This window comes from Pseudomonas sp. LPB4.O (genome assembly GCF_038383825.1).
Taxonomy (GTDB): Bacteria; Pseudomonadota; Gammaproteobacteria; order Pseudomonadales; family Pseudomonadaceae; genus Aquipseudomonas; species Aquipseudomonas putida.
This window is the reverse complement of sequence record NZ_CP151298.1, coordinates 4,166,286-4,185,061: the sequence shown is the minus strand read 5'-3', so window position 1 is coordinate 4,185,061 and position 18,776 is coordinate 4,166,286. Positions and strand designations below refer to the sequence as shown.

10 protein-coding genes are annotated in these 18,776 nt (G+C 64.7%); 2 read left to right on the top strand and 8 right to left on the bottom strand.

Going from position 1 to position 18,776, the window contains the following annotated elements; genetic code table 11:
* Positions 1–25 precede the first annotated feature (25 nt).
* The gene (treS, locus tag MRBLPB4O_RS19030) at positions 26–3,343 is read left to right on the top strand and encodes a maltose alpha-D-glucosyltransferase (protein WP_341796273.1); all 3,318 of its coding nucleotides are present in this window, start codon (positions 26–28) and stop codon (positions 3,341–3,343) included.
* Entirely contained in the window at positions 3,344–5,554 is a 2,211-nt protein-coding gene (glgB, locus tag MRBLPB4O_RS19025) for a 1,4-alpha-glucan branching protein GlgB (RefSeq protein ID WP_341796272.1), read from the top strand.
* A gap of 101 nt (positions 5,555–5,655) precedes the next feature.
* Here glgB and MRBLPB4O_RS19020 read toward each other — a convergent pair whose 3' ends face one another.
* The 8 genes from MRBLPB4O_RS19020 to glgA form a co-directional block, all read right to left on the bottom strand.
* Positions 5,656–6,732, bottom strand: coding sequence for an autotransporter outer membrane beta-barrel domain-containing protein (locus MRBLPB4O_RS19020; RefSeq protein WP_341796271.1), 1,077 nt, complete (start codon positions 6,730–6,732; stop codon positions 5,656–5,658).
* A 319-nt stretch (positions 6,733–7,051) separates the two neighbouring features.
* Positions 7,052–7,846: an endonuclease/exonuclease/phosphatase family protein gene (locus tag MRBLPB4O_RS19015; protein WP_341796270.1), complete on the bottom strand. Its 795-nt coding sequence runs from the start codon at positions 7,844–7,846 to the stop codon at positions 7,052–7,054.
* 98 nt (positions 7,847–7,944) lie between these two features.
* Entirely contained in the window at positions 7,945–10,098 is a 2,154-nt protein-coding gene (gene glgX / locus MRBLPB4O_RS19010) for a glycogen debranching protein GlgX (RefSeq protein ID WP_341796269.1), read from the bottom strand.
* Positions 10,099–10,188: 90 nt separating this feature from the next.
* Positions 10,189–10,473 (bottom strand): DUF2934 domain-containing protein, encoded by a 285-nt coding sequence (locus MRBLPB4O_RS19005; RefSeq protein ID WP_341796268.1) that lies wholly within the window; start codon positions 10,471–10,473, stop codon positions 10,189–10,191.
* A 14-nt stretch (positions 10,474–10,487) separates the two neighbouring features.
* Entirely contained in the window at positions 10,488–13,262 is a 2,775-nt protein-coding gene (locus MRBLPB4O_RS19000) for a malto-oligosyltrehalose synthase (protein ID WP_341796267.1), read from the bottom strand.
* The gene (gene malQ, locus MRBLPB4O_RS18995) at positions 13,259–15,328 is read right to left on the bottom strand and encodes a 4-alpha-glucanotransferase (RefSeq protein ID WP_341796266.1); all 2,070 of its coding nucleotides are present in this window, start codon (positions 15,326–15,328) and stop codon (positions 13,259–13,261) included. Before malQ ends, MRBLPB4O_RS19000 begins: the two co-directional genes overlap by 4 nt.
* Positions 15,325–17,067 (bottom strand): malto-oligosyltrehalose trehalohydrolase, encoded by a 1,743-nt coding sequence (treZ, locus tag MRBLPB4O_RS18990; RefSeq protein WP_341796265.1) that lies wholly within the window; start codon positions 17,065–17,067, stop codon positions 15,325–15,327. Before treZ ends, malQ begins: the two co-directional genes overlap by 4 nt.
* Positions 17,068–17,081: 14 nt before the next feature.
* Positions 17,082–18,641, bottom strand: a complete 1,560-nt coding sequence (glgA, locus tag MRBLPB4O_RS18985) for a glycogen synthase GlgA (RefSeq protein ID WP_341796264.1) — start codon at positions 18,639–18,641, stop codon at positions 17,082–17,084.
* Between the last annotated feature and the right edge of the window lie 135 nt (positions 18,642–18,776).

Below are 18,776 nucleotides of genomic sequence, written 5' to 3'. Positions count from 1 at the left end.
ACCTGGAAAATGAAAGGAGTCACCCATGGCCAAGCGTTCACGCCCGGCAGCCTTCATCGATGACCCGCTGTGGTACAAGGACGCCGTCATCTACCAGTTGCACATCAAGTCGTTCTTCGATGCGAACAACGACGGCATCGGCGATTTCGCCGGCCTGATCAGCAAACTCGACTACATTGCCGAACTGGGCGTCAACACCCTGTGGCTGCTGCCTTTCTACCCTTCGCCAAGGCGCGATGACGGCTACGACATTGCCGAATACAAGGCCGTGCACCCCGACTACGGCAGCCTGGCCGACGCCCGCCGCTTCATCGCCGAGGCACACAAGCGCGGCCTGCGGGTAATCACCGAGCTGGTCATCAACCACACCAGCGACCAGCATCCGTGGTTCCAGCGGGCGCGCCATGCCAAGCGCGGCAGCAAGGCGCGGGATTTTTACGTGTGGTCGGATGACGAACAGAAGTACGACGGCACGCGCATCATCTTCCTCGACACCGAAAAGTCCAACTGGACCTGGGACCCGGTCGCCGGCCAGTACTTCTGGCACCGCTTCTACTCGCACCAGCCAGACCTGAACTTCGACAACCCGCAGGTGCTCAATGCGGTGATCAAGGTGATGCGCTTCTGGCTTGACCTGGGCGTCGACGGCCTGCGCCTGGATGCCATCCCGTACCTGATCGAACGCGACGGCACCAACAACGAAAACCTGCCCGAGACCCACACGGTACTCAAGGCCATTCGCGCTGAAATCGACGCTAACTACCCCGACCGCATGCTGCTGGCCGAGGCCAACCAGTGGCCCGAAGACACCCGCCCGTACTTCGGCGAAGGCGAGGGCGACGAGTGCCACATGGCCTTCCACTTCCCGCTGATGCCGCGCATGTACATGGCCCTGGCCATGGAGGACCGCTTCCCGATCACCGACATCCTGCGCCAGACGCCGGAAATTCCGGCCAACTGCCAATGGGCAATCTTTCTGCGCAACCACGATGAGCTGACCCTGGAAATGGTCACCGACCGCGAGCGAGACTACCTGTGGAACTACTACGCCGAAGACCGCCGCGCCCGCATTAACCTGGGTATCCGGCGGCGCCTGGCACCGCTGCTGCAGCGTGACCGCCGGCGCATAGAGCTGCTGACCAGCCTGCTACTGTCGATGCCGGGCACACCAACCCTGTACTACGGTGACGAGCTGGGCATGGGCGACAACATCTACCTCGGTGACCGCGACGGGGTGCGTACGCCCATGCAGTGGTCGCCGGACCGCAACGGGGGTTTTTCCCGTGCCGACCCGCAGCGCCTGGTGCTGCCGCCGATCATGGACCCGCTATACGGCTACCAGACGGTCAACGTAGAAGCGCAGAGCCACGACCCGCATTCATTGCTGAACTGGACCCGGCGCATGCTGGCCGTACGCAAGCAGCAGAAGGCCTTTGGCCGCGGCACCCTGCGAACCCTTACGCCCAGCAACCGGCGCATCCTCGCGTATATCCGCGAGTACACCGATGCCGATGGCAACACCGAGGTCATCCTGTGCGTGGCCAACGTGTCCCGCGCCGCCCAGGCTGCCGAACTGGAATTGTCACAATACGCCGACAAAGTACCCGTGGAGATGCTCGGCGGCAGCGCCTTCCCGCCCATCGGGCAACTGCCGTTCCTGCTCACCCTGCCACCCTATGCCTTCTACTGGTTCCTGCTGGCCTCCCATGACCGCATGCCCAGCTGGCACATCCAGGCCACCGAGGGGTTACCCGAATTGACCACGCTAGTTTTGCGCAAGCGCATGGAAGAACTGCTGGAAGCACCCGCCCGCGACACCCTGCAAACCACCATCCTGCCGCAATACCTGCCCAAGCGGCGCTGGTTCGCCGGCAAGGAGGGGCCCATTGACGAGGTGCGCCTGCGCTACGGCGTGCGCTTCGCTACCGCTACCACGCCCGTGTTGCTCAGCGAAATCGAAGTGCTCAGCGGGGGGGCGGCCAACCACTACCAGCTGCCGTTTGGCCTGCTGCCCGAAGACCAGATCAACACAGCGCTGCCGCAGCAGCTGGCCTTGTCGCGGGTGCGCCGTGCCCATCAGGTTGGCCTGATTACCGATGCCTTCGTGCTCGAACCGTTTATCCGCGCAGTGCTGCACGCCTGCCAGGATGGCCTGCGCCTGCCCTGCGGCAGCGGCGCGGGCGAACTGCGTTTCGAATGCACCGACCTGCTGGCAGCCCTTGGGTTGAACGATGAAAGCGCGGTGCGCTACCTCAGCGCCGAGCAGTCCAACAGCTCGGTGGTGGTCGGCGACCGCGTGGTGCTCAAGCTGATCCGCCGGGTCAACCCGGGCATTCACCCGGAACTGGAAATGAGCGCCTACCTGACCGCTGCCGGCTTTGCCAATATCTCGCCATTGCTGGCTTGGGTCAGCCGGGTGGATGAGCAAAACGCCCCACACCTGCTGATGATCGCCCAAGGCTACCTGAGCAATCAGGGCGATGCCTGGGCCTGGACCCAGAACACCCTGGAACGGGCTATCCGCGACCAGATGGCCCCACCCAGCCGCGATGCCGAGGCACACACCGATGCCTTGCTGGAGCTCACCGGCTTTGCCGCCTTGCTCGGCCAGCGCCTGGGCGAGATGCACCTGCTGCTGGCTGCGCCGACCGACGATGAGGCCTTCCGCCCACGCCCCAGCGATGCTGACGACAGCCAGCGCTGGGGTACGCAGATCAGCGCCGAACTGACCCACGCCCTCGACCTGCTGGCCCAGCACCGTGACAGCCTCGACCACGACAGCCAGGCCCTGATCGACGACCTGCAGCAACAGCGCGATGGCCTGGCGCAGCACATCGCCAACCTGGCGGGCCAGGCCGAGGGCGGCCTGCTGATGCGGGTGCACGGCGACCTGCATCTGGGCCAGGTGCTGGTGGTGCAGGGGGATGCCTATCTGATCGATTTCGAGGGCGAACCGTCCCGTCCACTGCAAGAACGCCGGGCAAAGCACAGCCCGTACAAGGATGTCAGCGGCGTGTTGCGATCCTTCGACTATGCTGCTGCGATGATCCTGCGCAGCGCCTCTGCGGTCGACCTTTCCGGCCCGGCGCAGCAGGCTCGTCAGCGGGTTGCCCGGCAGTACCTGCATCAGTCGCGCCACGCCTTTGTCGAAGCCTATGGCCTGGCCACCGCCGCCATGCCCCATGCCTGGCAACAGGCCGAGGGCGAGCGCGCCGCACTGGAATTGTTCTGCCTGGAAAAAGCCGCCTACGAGATCACATATGAAGCCGAAAACCGTCCGAGCTGGCTGGCCGTGCCTTTGCATGGCCTGCATGGACTGATCAGTACTTGGGGAGAGTCATAAATGAATGCAACCACGCGTGAAAACGGCGGCCTTCGGCAACGGGACCTGGATGCCCTGGCCCGCGCCGAGCACGCCGATCCCTTCGCAGTGCTAGGCCCCCACGGCGATGGCCAAGGCGGGGTGTTTATCCGCGCCTTCCTGCCCAATGCGCTGAGTGCACGGGTGCTGGCGCGCCATGATGGGCGCGTCCTGGCCGAAATGGTGCAAAGCGCAGTACCGGGCTTGTTCACGGCGCACCTCGATGATGCACAAGCCTATCTGCTGCAAATTGGCTGGGCCGGTGGCGAGCAAGTCACCGAAGACCCTTACAGCTTTGGCCCGCAACTGGGCGACATGGACTTGCACCTGTTCGCCGAAGGCAACCACCGCGACCTGTCCGGGCGCTTCGGCGCCCAACCGATCCAGGTCGAGGGCGTCGACGGCGTGTGTTTCTCGGTGTGGGCGCCGAATGCCCGGCGGGTGTCGGTGGTGGGTGACTTCAACAACTGGGACGGCCGCCGCCACCCCATGCGCTTGCGCCACAGCGCCGGGGTGTGGGAGCTGTTCGTGCCGCGCCTGGGCGTGGGCGAAACCTACAAGTACGAGGTGCTGGGCAAGGACGGGATACTGCCACTGAAAGCAGACCCGCTGGCCCGCGCCACTGAATTGCCGCCGAGCACCGCATCCAAGGTGGCCGGTGAACTCAGCCACGCGTGGCAAGACCAAGACTGGATGGCACAACGCGCGCAGCGCCATGCCTACAGCGCACCCCTGTCGATCTACGAGCTGCACCCAGGCTCCTGGCGCTGCGAGCTGGACGAGGCAGGCGAAGTCGGGCGCTACTACAACTGGCGTGAACTGGCCGAGCGGCTGGTGCCCTATGTGCAGGAACTGGGCTTTACCCATATCGAATTGCTGCCGATCATGGAGCACCCGTTCGGCGGCTCCTGGGGCTATCAGCCACTGTCGATGTTCGCGCCCACCTCACGCTATGGCAGTGCCGAGGACTTTGCCGCGTTCATCGATGCCTGCCACCAAGGCGGCATTGGCGTGCTGCTGGACTGGGTGCCGGCGCATTTCCCCACCGACGAACACGGCCTGGCGCGTTTCGACGGCACTGCCCTGTACGAATATGACAACCCCCTGGAGGGCTACCACCAGGACTGGAACACACTGATCTACAACCTCGGCCGCAACGAAGTGCGCGGCTTCATGATGGCCTCGGCGCTGCACTGGCTGAAGCACTTCCACATCGACGGCTTGCGGGTCGATGCGGTGGCCTCGATGCTGTACCGCGACTATTCGCGCAAGGCCGGCGAATGGGTGCCCAACCGCCACGGCGGGCGCGAGAACCTGGAGGCCATCGACTTCATCCGCCACCTCAACGGCGTGGCTGCCCACGAGGCCCCCGGTGCATTGATCATCGCGGAGGAGTCCACCGCCTGGCCCGGCGTCAGCCAGCCGACCCAGCAGGGCGGCCTGGGCTTTGCCTACAAGTGGAACATGGGCTGGATGCACGACACCCTGCATTACATCCAGAACGACCCGGTGCATCGCAACCACCACCATAACGAGATGAGCTTCGGGCTGATCTACGCCTATTCCGAACACTTCATCCTGCCCATCTCCCACGACGAGGTGGTGCACGGCAAGCACTCGCTGATCGACAAGATGCCCGGCGACCGCTGGCAGAAATTCGCCAACCTGCGCGCCTACCTCACTTTCATGTGGGCGCACCCAGGTAAAAAGTTGCTGTTCATGGGCTGCGAGTTCGGCCAGTGGCGTGAGTGGAACCATGACAGCGAGCTGGACTGGTACCTGCTGCAGTACCCCGAGCACCAAGGCGTGCAGCGCCTGGTGGGCGATCTCAACCGCCTGTACCGCGAAGAGCCGGCGCTGCATGAGCAGGATTGCCAGCCGCAGGGCTTCCAGTGGCTGATCGGTGACGACGCGCAAAACAGCGTGTACGCCTGGCTGCGCTGGAGCAGCAGCGGCGAGCCGGTGCTGGTGGTGGCCAACTTTACCCCGGTACCACGCGAGGGCTACCGCATTGGTGTGCCGTTTGGCGAGCGCTGGCAGGAGTTGCTGAACAGCGATGCCGAGCTGTATGCAGGGTCCAACGTAGGCAATTTGGGGGCAGTGGCCAGTGAGGCCGTGGCCAGCCATGGGCAGCCACTGTCGCTGGCGCTGAATTTGCCGCCGCTTGGGGTGCTGGTAATGAAACCGGCTTGATACGTTGCCTGTACCGGCCTCTTCGCAGCACAAGGCTGCTCCTACAGGTGGGCGCATTCCCTTGTAGGAGCAGCCTTGTGCTGCGAAAGGACCGGGCCTGCCTACCACCGCATCCGCACACCAAGGCTGCCAATCAGCCCGTTCAGGTCATTGTCATCCACATCGCTGCTGTAATCGGCGCTGACAAACAAGGCCACCGAAGGCGTCACCCGCGCCACCAGCCCCAAGCCCAGTTCCACCGTAGTTGAGTAGCGCGAGCTGGAGATCTTGTCGACCTGGTCCAGCTTCACCTCGTCGGGATTGCTGAAGTCGTACCACACGTTGGTCCGCACATAGGGTTCGATGGGCATGCCACGCACGTCGTAGCGCCCGGACAATTTCGCACCGACCCGGCCGCTCCAGCTCGGCTGGCTGTCGAAGGCCTGCAGGGTTTCTTCCTGCACCTGGTTGCCGGGGAAGAATTGCTGGTTGATCAACTGTGCCTGGGGTTCGATCACCCAGTTGCCGCCCAGGCGGATCGGGTAGCCGCCTTCCACCGAGAACGTCATCGCATGGCCGCTTTCGTCAAGGCGCTGGCCGTTTTCACCCCGGCCCATTACATCGATGCGTGAGCCCATGGCCACCGCATCCAGGTGCCAGCCCTGTTCATGGGTCATGCTCCAGTACACGCCCAGGCTTTCCCCGCTCAGGTTCACCGCGTTGCGCTGCTTGTCGCCCAGCAGCGGGCGCATGCCGTTGAAGCTGCTCTGCAGGTTGTTATGCCCCACGAAAACCCCTGCGCGGTGCACATTGCCCGCTGCAGTTTCACGCACGAACAGGTCCGGGCCAATTGTCAGCTGCTGGCTGGGGGCCTCCAGTTGGTCTGGGGGTGGCGTGCCACTGCGCGAGGTGGTCGGGAAAAACTGTGCCCACTGGCTGGCGATCAGGTCCGGTGCTGTCTGCCCGTGGCGCGCGCTCATGGTTTGCGAAAACGCACTCAGGGTGCCGATGCTCAAGCCACTGGCGCTGACCGGGTCGAGCGACATCTGCGGCATTGCAGGCTGTTGCAGAAAACCGGGCGAGGTGGGGTCACCCTGCAGTTCGTACGCGAAAGTTTCCACCGGGGTTGCCAGAAGCAGCGACGTGGAAACCGCGTAGAAAATGCTGTCGAAGCGCAAGGGGTTCGAGGTGCTTTTCATGGCGGATCTCCTGTTGTTTTTGTGGGGTACAGCCCGAGGACCTGGCCTGTTGTCACGAGCTGTACGGCAAAAACAGTGGGCGACCCAAACCAGCACGCCAGCCTTTGCAAGCGCGCACGAAGGCGCGAGCTAGAGGCCCGGCGCGAGATCTTTAATGCTTGGTAATGTTCAGCTAAGGAGAGGACGCCGCTTGCGTCAAGAAAGCGTGAAAGAACTGTTCAGTTTGTGTAATTTCTCTCAAGCACTTGATTTTCCGAGAAAATCTCTAGGGTATAGCGGGGTTCGCTATTTCCCGCTTCGTGGCTATGAAGAATGATTGCTAGAGCCTGACCTCCACCGCCAACGGCAAGTGGTCTGACAGGTGCGACCAAGGTTTGTGCCCCAGAATCCGCGGCCCATGGCTTTCGGCGTTGCGCAGGTAGATGCGGTCCAGGGGCAACAGCGGCAGGCGGGCAGGGTAGGTGCGGGCCAGGTGGCCATGGTGGCGCTCGAAAGCCTCATGCAGGTCGCGTCGCAGGGCAAGGGTGCGGTTGCCGTGGCTTTTCCAGTCGTTGAAATCCCCGGCGATGATCACCGGGGCATCGGCAGGCAGGGAGTCCAGCAATTTGCGCAGCAGCAGCAGCTGTTGTTGCCGGTGGCTCTCCAGCAACGACAGGTGCACGCAGACCGCATGAACCGGGCCTTGCCCCGGCACATCCAGAACGCAGTGCAACAGACCACGGCGCTCGGGGCCGGTGATTGACACGTCGAGGTTGCGGTGTTCGATGATCGGGTACTTGGACAGCAGCGCATTGCCGTGGTGGCCGTCGGGATAGACCGCGTTGCGGCCGTAGGCAAAGTCGCTCCACATACTGTCGGCGAGGAATTCGTACTGCGAGGTCTGCGGCCAGCCCGGGTAGCGCGCGGCGTGGCGGTCGTGGCTGCCAAGCACTTCCTGGAGGAAGACGATGTCGGCCTGAGTGCTGCGCACCGCCTCGCGCAGTTCCGGCAGGATGAAGCGCCGGTTGAAGGCGGTGAAGCCCTTATGGGTGTTCACCGTCAGTACCCGCAGCCGCTTCACGGCCGCGGCCTGGTTGACGCTGGCAAAACCTGTGCTGCCGGCTTCGGGGTTCACAATTCCTCCTCGATCACAGGTGCATGTGTGTTGCCTGTACCGGCCCTATCGCCGGCAAGCCAGCCATACACAGTCGGACAGGCGCGGCCACCCCAGGTTCACTCCTCCTCGTGCTGCAACACCATCAGCAGCATCGATCGCCCCTTTACCTCGAACGTGCTGTCGAACTGCAGGTGCTGCCCCTTGCGCAACTCTGGCCGGTCGGTATCGATCAGGCAGCTCCAGTAATCACCTTCAGGTACCGTCGGCAACTTGAATGGCACAACATCATGGTGGGCATTGACGATCAGCAATACCGTGGCCTCGGAACCCGGCCGGGCGATGCCGCTGACCTGCGCGCGACCATCGATCAGCATGCCCAGGCAGCGCCCATGCGGGTCTTCCCACTGCGCCACGCTCATTTCGTTGCCATCCGGTGCCAGCCAGGTCACGTCCTTGACCCCGATTGCCTCATTGTAGTCACCCACCAGGAAGCGTGAGCGGCGCAGCACCGGGTAGGCCAGGCGCAGGCGGGTCAGGCGTTTGACGAAGGCCAGTAGCTCTTTGCCCTCCTGGTCCAGGTCCCAGTTCACCCAGCCGATTTCGCTGTCCTGGCAGTAGGCGTTGTTGTTGCCGTGCTGGGTACGGCTGAACTCGTCGCCGGCGACGATCATCGGCGTGCCTTGGGCCAGCAGCAGGGTGGCAAAGTAGTTGCGCATCTGGCGCATGCGCAGCGCGTTGATATCCGGGTCGTCTGTCGGCCCCTCGGCACCGCAGTTCCATGACAGGTTGTTGTCGGTGCCGTCCTGGTTGTTCTCGTCGTTATCTTCGTTGTGCTTGTGGTTGTACGACACCAGGTCGCGCAGGGTGAAGCCATCGTGTGCGGTGATGAAGTTGACCGAGGAATAAGGCCGGCGCCCGCGGTTGTTGAACATGTCGCCCGAGGCGGTCAGGCGTGCGGCGAAGTCAGCCAGCTGGCCTTCGTCGCCTTTCCAGAAGGCGCGTGCAGTATCGCGGAAGCGGTCGTTCCATTCGGCCCAGCCGGGGGCAAAGTTGCCTACCTGGTAGCCACCCGGCCCGCAGTCCCAAGGTTCGGCAATCAGCTTGACCTGGCTCAGCATGGGGTCTTGGCGGCAAGCGACGAGGAAGCCGTGGCGCTCGTTGTACCCTTCGTGGTAGCGGCCAAGAATGGTCGCCAGGTCGAAGCGAAAGCCGTCCACGTGCATTTCGCCGGCCCAGTACCGCAGCGAGTCGGTGACCAGCTGCAGCACGCAGGGGTGGCTCAGGTCCAAGGTGTTGCCGGTGCCGGAATCGTTGATGTAGAACCGCTTGTCGTCCGGCATCAAGCGGTAGTACGAGGCGTTGTCGATGCCGCGCATCGACAGGGTCGGCCCACGTTCGTTGCCTTCGGCGGTGTGGTTGTAGACCACGTCGAGGATCACCTCCAGCCCGGCGTCGTGAAGGTGGGCGACCATTTCCTTGAACTCGGCAATCTTGCCGCTGGCCAGGTAGCGCGGGTGCGGGGCGAAAAAGGCGATGCTGTTGTAGCCCCAGTAGTTGTTCAGGCCTTTGTCCAGCAGGTGCTGGTCGTTGACGAAGGCGTGAATCGGCAGCAGCTCGATGCTGGAGACGCCCAGCTCCTTGATGTGCTTGAGCAGCTCGTCGTTGGCCAGGCCGGCAAAGGTGCCGCGCAGTTTTTCCGGCACTGCCGGGTGGCGCATGCTGATGCCGCGGGTGTGCGCTTCATAAATGATCGTGCGTTCCCAGGGGACCGACACACGCTGGTCGCGGCCCCAGGTGAAGGCCGGGTCGATCACCTTGCATTTGGGCACGAAGGGCGCGCTGTCGCGCTCATCGAACGACAGGTCGCCGTCGGGGTGGCCGATGGTGTAGCCGAACAATGCCTCTGACCACTCCAGGCTGCCGACCAGCTGCTTGGCATACGGGTCGATCAGCAGTTTGTTGGGGTTGAAGCGGTGACCGTTTTCCGGCTCGTAGGGGCCGTACACCCGGTAGCCATAGACCAGGCCGGGGTGAGCGTCGGGCAGGTAGCCGTGGTAGATCTCGTCAGTGTATTCGGGCAGTTCGATGCGCTCGAGTTCCTGTTCGCCGGTGGAGTCGAACAGGCACAGCTCGACCTTGGTGGCGTTGGCCGAGAACAAGGCGAAGTTGACCCCAAGGCCATCCCAGGTGGCGCCGAGGGGGAAGGGCATGCCTTCGCGGATGCGCGATGGTGCGACCGAGCGGGTTTTCTTTGGGGTGCGGGGGCTCATGACGATCCTCAAATGGCCGTTATGGAAGGGGAATGTGGTGTCCTGCATTGGCCTCTTCGCGGGTTTACCCGCGAAGAGGCCGGGACAGGCTTACCCGGCAGTAGGCTTTTTCACCGCGCGGGGCTTTTTCGCCGCATCGGGCTTGCCCCCCGGCAGGGCAGCCACCTTGGGCTCGGCAGGCGCCTTGGGCTCAGCGGCTGCCTTGGGCTTGGCCGGCGCCCGCTTGCGTGGCTCGGCCTTGGGGGCCAGGGCCTCGGCCTCGGCCAGCTTGCGGGCCATATCCCAGTGGCGTTCTTCCTCCCCTACGGGCTTACCTTCAGATTCCCAGATCTGGTAGGCAAATTCGCGAATACGCTTTTCATCGACACTCATCATGACGCTCCTGATGCTCAAGATTGTTGTATCAACACGTTGACCGGAAACTCCGCCAGCACGGTGCTCAACATCAACTCCTTGGAAGAGCTGACCGCCGCGCAGGGGAAAAGTCCCGTCGAGTTGGCAGGTGACAAGGCAAACGGCAGTACCAGCCGGGTGTCGTCCCAGTTCTGTGCCGGGATCAACGGTGTAGGGTTGCCACCGAGCAGGGTACTGGCCAGGCGTGGCGCAACGATGACGGCCCGCTCGCCGTCGCCCAACCGGGCAAAGGCGATCACCTTGTCAGCGTGTTTGCCCAGCACGGTCAGCGGCAGATAGGCGCCACGGCGGAACAGTTCGGCGTGCGCCTGGCGGCAATCCAGCACCCGGGCGATCAGGGCCTGCTTGATGCGGCCGTCGCGCCAGTGCGCCAGCAGCTCGGCTGGCGGCGTGGCGTCGTCCAGGGTGCGACGCCTCAAAGCGTAGTCCACGGGGCGGCGGTTGTCGGGGTCGACCAGGCTGAAGTCCCAGTACTCGTTGCCCTGGTACAGGTCGGGCACACCGGGTGTGGTCATGCGCAGCAGGGCCTGCACCAAGCCATTGAGGGCGCCGGGGCAGGCGAGTAGTTGCGCGGCATCTGCCACGGATTTGCGCAGTTGCTGGTTCTCGCTGTCCAGCAGCAAGCCATCGATGTAGCGGGCACAGGCGCCTTCGTAGGCCTCGTTCGGCGCGCTCCAGCTGCTACGCAACTTGGCTTCGCGCAAGGCCTTCTGCTGCCACTGGCGGATACGCTCGGCGTACTGGCGCAGGGCGTTGTCGTCGTGCAGGTCGAGGCCCAGCGGCCAACTGCCAAGCAGGGTTTGCAGCAGCATCAGCTCGTCGCCGGGGCTGGGTGCCAGGCCATCGTCCAGCTGTGCGCGCAGCGGCGCTGCCAGTTCACGCCAGTGTTCCACCCGGCTGGCCAGCCACGGGCCGCGTTCGCTGAGCACGGCCAGCCGCGCGCGGGTGTCTTCCCCGCGCTTGTGGTCATGGGTGGCAGTGGCGAGCAGGTTGTCGGGGAAGTCGCGCAGACGCCGCTGGGCTTCGTTATGGAAGTGCATGGGTGGCGCGCTGAAGTGCTCGGCCTCGAAGCCCACGTCGTTGCGCGACAGCAGCCGGGCGCTGCGGTAGAAAGTGGTGTCTTCCACGGCTTTGGCGGCGCTGGGCGCGGTCAGTTGCTGGAAGCGCACGCAGGCGTGGCGCAGTTGCTTGCGGGCGCGGCCCGGTGGCAACTGCCGCCAGGCTTGCCCGCCCAGCCATTGTTCAAGATGGTCCAGTAACGGCCAATCGGCTTCTCCGAGGTCGTGCCGGGCGTTGGCCAGCGCCTGCTGGAAAAACCCTTCATCTTCAGCGGGGCGCCCGCAGGCGTTGAAGTAGGTGCGGTACACCGGGTAATGCGCCACCAGTGCCTGCAACGCCCGGCGGATCGCGCCCAGGGTCAGGTCGCGGGTCATCAGGTCGTTGCGCGCAACCTGCAGCAGTGCCTGGGCCACCGATTCGCAGTCACCGGCCAGGCTGGCATTGAGCACAAGGTGCCGCGCCAGGCGCACTTCTTCAGGGAAGCCCGGCCGTTCGGTGACGTTCGCCCACAGTTCGGTCAGCGGCGCTTCGCCGGCTGGGTCATGCTGCAGCAGCGAGACCTGGTTCATGAATTCGTAGCCGGTGGTGCCGTCGGTGAGCCAGTCGCGGTGCAGGTGTTCGCCGGCGCCGAGGATTTTTTCCACGTAGATCGGGAAGTGCTCCAGGGCCGCCTGCAAAGGCCGCTGCGCCAACAGGCCATCAACCCGACGGCGCAGCTTGCGGCAGTAGCCGCGCGGGTCGGCCAGGCCGTCGATGTGATCGATGCGCAGGCCGTCCACCAGGCCGCGCTCGATCAGCTCGAACAGCTTGGCGTGGGTGGCCTCGAACACCACGGCGCGCTCCACCCTCAGGCCACCCAGCTCGTTGATGTCGAAGAAGCGCCGCCAGTTGATGTCGTCGGCAGCGGTTCGCCAACTGGCCAGGCGGTAGGTCTGGCGCTCCAGCAGCAGGTGCAGGCGCTTGAGGCCATTTTCGGCGCGGCTGTCGAATGCCACCAGCGCCGATTCCAGGTCGGCACCTTCGCGCACCAGGCGTGCCAGTTCGGTGTGCAGCGGCAGGGCATCGACCAGCGGGGTGGTCGATTCGGCCAATGCCGTGAAGTGCTCGGCCAGAGTCTTGAGCGCCGGCTCCGGGCTGAGGGCGAGAATCCAGCCATAGTCGACCGGGCACACCGGGAAGCGGTGATCGTAATGGGCGATTTGCAGCGTGCCGTGCTGCTTGTCGAATTCAAGCGGTATCTCGCCATTCTTCAGCGCTACGCCATAGTCGCTGGCAAGGAACGGCAGCAGCAGTTGCCCGGCCAGCAGCGGGTCGCTGGAGTGCCACTGGATATCGAAGAACTCCGCATACGGGCTGCGCCGGCCCCAGGCCAGCAGGCTTTGCCACCAGGGGTTGTCGGCACCGCCCACGGCCATGTGGTTGGACACGGTGTCGAGGATCAGCCCCATGCCATGCGGGCGCAGCGCGGCGACCAGCCGCTCCAGTGCTGCCTCGCCGCCGAGTTCGGGGTTGACGCAGGTTGGGTCGACCACATCGTAGCCGTGGCGCGAGCCAGCCCGGGCCTTGAGGATGGGCGAGGCATACAGGTGGCTGATGCCCAATTGGGCGAAGTACGGCACCAGCGGTACGGCGTGATCGAGGGTGAAGTCACTGTGAAACTGCAGGCGCAGGGTCGCGGTCAGCGGCTTCATCGGTCACGCTCCCAAGCCTGTTCGCGGGCCTGGGCCAGCAGCTCCAGGCGCCGCGCGGCATCCTCGTCATCGAGCAGTTCTGTCACCGGCCGGGTGAAGCGCCGCCGCCAGTTGGGGTGCCCGCTGGTGGTGCCCGGCAGGTTGGGCTGCTCGTCGCAGCCCAGCAGGTCTTCGAGCGGTATCAGCACCAGGGGCGCACGGGTATGGCCAACGAAGCGGATGGCCGCATCGATCACTGCGTCGTTGTCCTTCAGTTCACCGTAGTTGGTCTCCAGGGTACGGCGCAGGCCGTCGTGTTCTATCTGGCGGCCTTGGCGCCAGTGCAGTTCGGTGGCAGCGTCGATCAGTTGCAAGCGGTGGCTCCAGTCGATGTCGCGGTTTTCCAGCCAGCCGGCCAGCGGTGCCAGATCGTGGGTGCCGGTGGTGGCCAGGGCGTTGTCCGGCCAGTCCAATATCGGTTTGAACCGGCCTGGCTGAGTTTGCTCGAACGGCAGCACGCGCATGCCCAGCACGGCCTTCTCGGCCAGTGTTTCGCGCAGGCCGTCGGGCACGGTGCCCAGGTCTTCACCGAGAATGATCGCCTGGTGGCGCACCGACTCCAGCGCCAGCAGGCGCAGCAAATCGTCCAGCGGGTAATTGAGATAGGCGCCTTCGCTGGGTTTGGCACCCTGCGGGATCAGCCATAGCCGGCGCAGGCCCATCACATGGTCGATGCGCAAGCCACCGGCATGGGCCAGGTTGGCCCGCAGCATCTCGATGAAGGCGCGGTAGCCGTTGCGCTTGAGGCCTTCGGGCGAGAACGCACAGATGCCCCAGTCCTGCCCGGCGCGGTTGAGGATGTCGGGTGGCGCGCCTACTTTCAGGCCCGCCAGCAATTCGTCCTGGCGGCTCCAGGCCTGGCTGCCGGCACCGTCGGCACCCACCGCCAGGTCGGCGATCAGGCCCACTGCCATGCCGTTGCCGCGGGCTGCTTCCTGGGCACGTTGCAGGCCACGCTCGGTCAGCCATTGGCAGAAGGCATGGAACTCGACCTTGGCCGGGTAGGCATTGGCAAAGGCTTCAACTTCCGGGTGGTAGGGGTCGTGCCAGGCCTTGGGCCAGTTGCGCCAGTCGGCACCCAGGCCGTGCTCCACCGCCTGGGCTTGCAGCACCTCGAAGCGGCAGTGGTGCTCCAGCGCCTGGCCGCCAGCTTCGCGGAAGCTGTCAAAATCGCTGCGCAGCGGGTGGTCGCCCTGGCTGAAACCCTGGTACAGCGCTTCAAGCAGGCGCAGGCGGGCGCTGGCGGCGCGTGGCCAGTCGACCAGCGGGCGTTGCTCAAGTTCTTCCAGTTGTTGCTCCAGCCCGCAGGCTTCGATGGCCATGCGCACTTCCCGTTCGCCCAGCAGGGCGGCGGGGCTGGCGTACAGGGTGTTGAGCAACAGGCGGCTGGAGGGCGAGTAGGGGCTGTAGTGCTCCTGGTCGATGGCCGACAGTGTATGGATGGGGCTGATGGCCAAGGCATCGGCACCGCGCTCGGCAGCCGAGCGGGCCAGTTGCTCCAGCGCCAGGCAGTCGCCGTAGCCGCCGTCGCCGGGGCGGCGCAGGCTGTACAGCTGCACCGCCAGGCCCCAACAGCGTGGTGGTGGCTGTTGCACCGTGTCTTCGAGGCTGTGGCAGCGGGGCGGGGCCACGGCCACGGTGAAGTGGCGGCTGTCGATTTCCACCTGGTGGTAGCCGATTGGCAGCTCACCGGGCAGGCGTGCCTGGTCGTCAAGTTTCAGGGTGAGTAAGGCGTGGTCTTCCAGGGTGCAGTGGGCGACGCTGGCGGCGCTGAAGTAACGCGCCAGCGCCAAAGGCTTGCCCAGGTCTGCGGTCAGCAGGGGCGGCAGGTGTTCGCTGTCTTCGGCCGCTTCAACCGTGCGCAGGCTGATGGCGATGGCGTCGTCGTCAGCGGCAGCGTGGCCCAAGCCTTCGAGAATGGTGCGCAGCACCTCGTCACTGACGCGCTGGGGCCGGGCATTAGCGTCGATCCAGTCGCGGCTCAACCCGACGCGGTTTGCCAAGCGGTGCAGGGCGGTTTCGCTCATGGGCGCTCCTGGGCAGGGGGAAGCAGGCTGACCACGCAGCTGTACGCGGCCAGCTGGCTATCAGGGTGTTGGGTGTCGCTGGTGTCGAACAGCCGGGTGGCGGCAGCCGGCAGTTCGACCGCCTGCGCAGTTGGCGCCAGGTTCAGGTCGATGCGCAGGGTATTGCCATTGCCCAGCCGCCAGCGAGCGGTCAGCGCTTTGTCGCCGTGCACCTCGGCGCCCAGTGAACGGCTACCGGGCAGGTGCGGGATGACGTGGCGGCGGCGCAGGGTCAGCAGTTGCTGATACAGGCCGTGCCATCCGGCGATCACCTCCTTGTTTTGCGGGCGTGAAGACTCGAAGGTCTGCTGGGCGTTGGGGTCGGGAATATGCTCACGCTGCTCGGGGTCGGCGAAAGCAGTGAAGTGGGCGAACTCACCACGGCGGCCTTCGCGCACCGCGTCGGCCAATTCGTCATGGAAGTCGGTAAAGAACAGGAACGGCCGGCAGCTGCCGTCGTCGTCGCCCATGAACAGCAGCGGAATCATGGGGGCCAATAGCAGCAGGCCGGTGGCCGCACGCAGGGCTGGCGGCGGGCACAGGCGGGTCAGGCGTTCGCCAAGCGCGCGGTTGCCGACCTGGTCGTGGTTCTGCAAGAACAACACAAAGGCGCTGGGCTCCAGGTGCCCGCTGGGTTCACCGCGGGGCGTGCCGTGGCGGTTTGCCTGGCCCTGGAACACGAAGCCTTCAGAAAGGCAGCGTGCAAGCTGGTCGATGGGGCGCTTTTGGTAGTCGGCGTAGTAGCCTTCGGTTTCGCCGGTCAGCAGTACATGCAGGGCATTGTGGCCGTCGTCGTTCCACTGGGCGTCAAAGCCCTGTTCCAGCAGGCCGGCCTGGTTGTGCTCATTCTCCAGCACCAGCCACACATGCCGGCCCGGCTCTACGGCGGCGCGCACCCGCTGGGCCAGCTCGATCAGGAAATCGGGCTGGTCGATGGCATGCACGGCATCCAGGCGCAGGCCGTCGCAGCGGTAGTCGCACAGCCACATCAGCGCGTTCTGGATGAAGTATTCGCGCACCTGCGGGCGGCGGAAATCGATGGCCGCGCCCCAGGGTGTCTGCCGGTCTTCGCGGAAGAACGGGCTGGCGTACTGGTGCAGGTAATTGCCGTCGGGGCCGAAGTGGTTGTACACCACATCCACCAGCACCATCAGCCCTTGGCCGTGGGCCTGGTCGACCAGTGCGCACAACTGCTCGGGGCTGCCGTAGGTGTTTTGTGGCGCGTAGGGCAGCACGCCGTCGTAGCCCCAGTTGCGCTCGCCCGGGAACTGCCCCAGCGGCATCAGCTCGATGGCACTGATGCCCAGCTCGGCCAGGCGCGGCAGCTGCCTGGCAACCCCGGCGTAGCCATCAAGCAAACCGACATGCAGCTCCTGGATCACTGCTTCGTGCCAAGGGCGGCCTTGCCAAGGGTGTTGCCACTGGTAACCGGCCACATCCACCACCTGGCTCGGGCCTTTTACGCCCTCAGGCTGGTAGCGGGAGGCCGGGTCGGCCACTTGCAGCTCACCGTCGATAAGGTAGTGGTACCGGTCACCGGCCTGGCACGGAGCCACACCGGTGTACCAGCCATCGTCGTCGGGCAGCAGCTCGATGGCCGGCTGTTGCTCCAGTTCTACGCTCACGCTGCGCGCATCGGGTGCCCAGAGGGCGAAGCGCGCCGACGTGGCGTCCAGTAAGTGTGCGCCATGCCTGTGCATCTTCCAGCCCCCGCTCAGTAGTGGCTCAGTTGTGCCTGCTTGACCAGGTCCTCGTAGAGGCGGGCGTAGGGTTCCACCGCCTGGCACCAGTTGAATGGCTGGGTCATCGACAGGCAGCGCATGGCGTTCAGCAGGTCCTTCTTGCCGTATACATAGAAGGCACGGCTGAGTGCCTCCCGGTAGCTCTCCACCGTCGACTCGTTGAACAGGAAGCCCGTGACGCCGCACTCGATGGTGTCGGCCAGGCCGCCAGTGTTGCGCGCTACCGGCAGCGAGCCGAAGCGTTGCGCGTACATCTGGCTGAGGCCGCAGGGCTCGTAGCGCGACGGCATCAGCAAGAAGTCGCTGCCGGCGAACATGCGCCGGGCGTCGGTTTCGTTGAAACCGATGCGCACGCCGATGCGGCCGGGGTGGCGCAGCGCCAGCTCGCGCATGGCCTGTTCTTCTTCCGGCTCGCCACGGCCGATGATCGCAATCTGCCCGCCTTGTTCGACGATGTAGTCGGCCACACCCAAGGTCAGGTCCAGGCCCTTCTGGTACACCAACCGTGATACCACGGCGAACAGCGGTCCGTCAGAATCCTGCAGACCGAACAGAGCGCGTACCTCCTGAGTGTTGCGCGCCTTGCCTTCCCAGTCGTTGATGCTGAAGTTGTGCTGCAGGTGCTTGTCGGTGGCCGAGTCCCAGCTTTCGTCGATACCGTTGGGGATACCGCCGAGCAGGCCTTGCTGGGCTTTGCTGGCGAGGAAGCCGTCCAGGCCGCAGCCGAATTCCGGGGTGGTGATTTCCCGGGCATAGGTGGCGCTGACGGTGGTGATGTGGCTGGAGTAAGCCAGGCCAGCCTTGAGGAACGACAGCTTGCCGTAGAACTCCATGCCTTCCTGCTGCATGGCGTGGTCGGGAATTGCCAGCTCCGGGCTGCAACCACGGCTGTACACCCCCTGGTACGCCAGGTTGTGAATGGTGAACAGGGTAGGCGTGTTCAACCCGCGCCAATGCATGTAGGCAGGCGCCAGGCCAGCGGGCCAGTCATGCGCGTGAACCACTTCCGGTTTCCAGTGGATCTTGCCTTCGCCAGCCGCGATTTCGGCAGCCGCCAGGCCCAGGCGGGCGAAGCGGATGTGGTTGTCGGGCCAGTCGCGGCCGTTGTTGGCACCATAGGGTGTGCCGTCGCGCTGGTACAGCTCGGGGCAGATCAATACATAGATGACCAGGCCGTCAGCCATGTCCATGCGCCCGATCTTGCAGGGCGGCAGGGCCGCGTGACCGCCCAGTTCACCGACGATATGGATCGGGTTGTCGCTTTCCATTACCTGGCGGTAGCCAGGGATCAGCACCCGTACATCGTGCAGGTGGGCCAGGGCACGGGGCAGGGCGGCGGACACGTCGCCCAGGCCTCCGGTCTTTACCAGGTCTGCGATTTCCGAGGTGACGAACAGAATCTTGCGCATGTTCGGGTTGTGCTGGCGCTGGGCGCCGGGTGCCTTGCCTGTCGTGGCGAAATCCGGGGTGAGCGGCTCGCGGTTGTCCGGTTTGAATGAATCTACGTGAGGCTCGACAGCGGCACTGATCATACTTCTCTCCGTCCCTATGCTTGGCCGGGTGCTGGCACCCGTGAAGATATTTCGTGTTGGTTCTCTCTAATTCGAAACTGCTTAGTGCGTTCCATGCCCCAGGGTCGTGCGCGCAGGCACAGCGCGATCGGCATT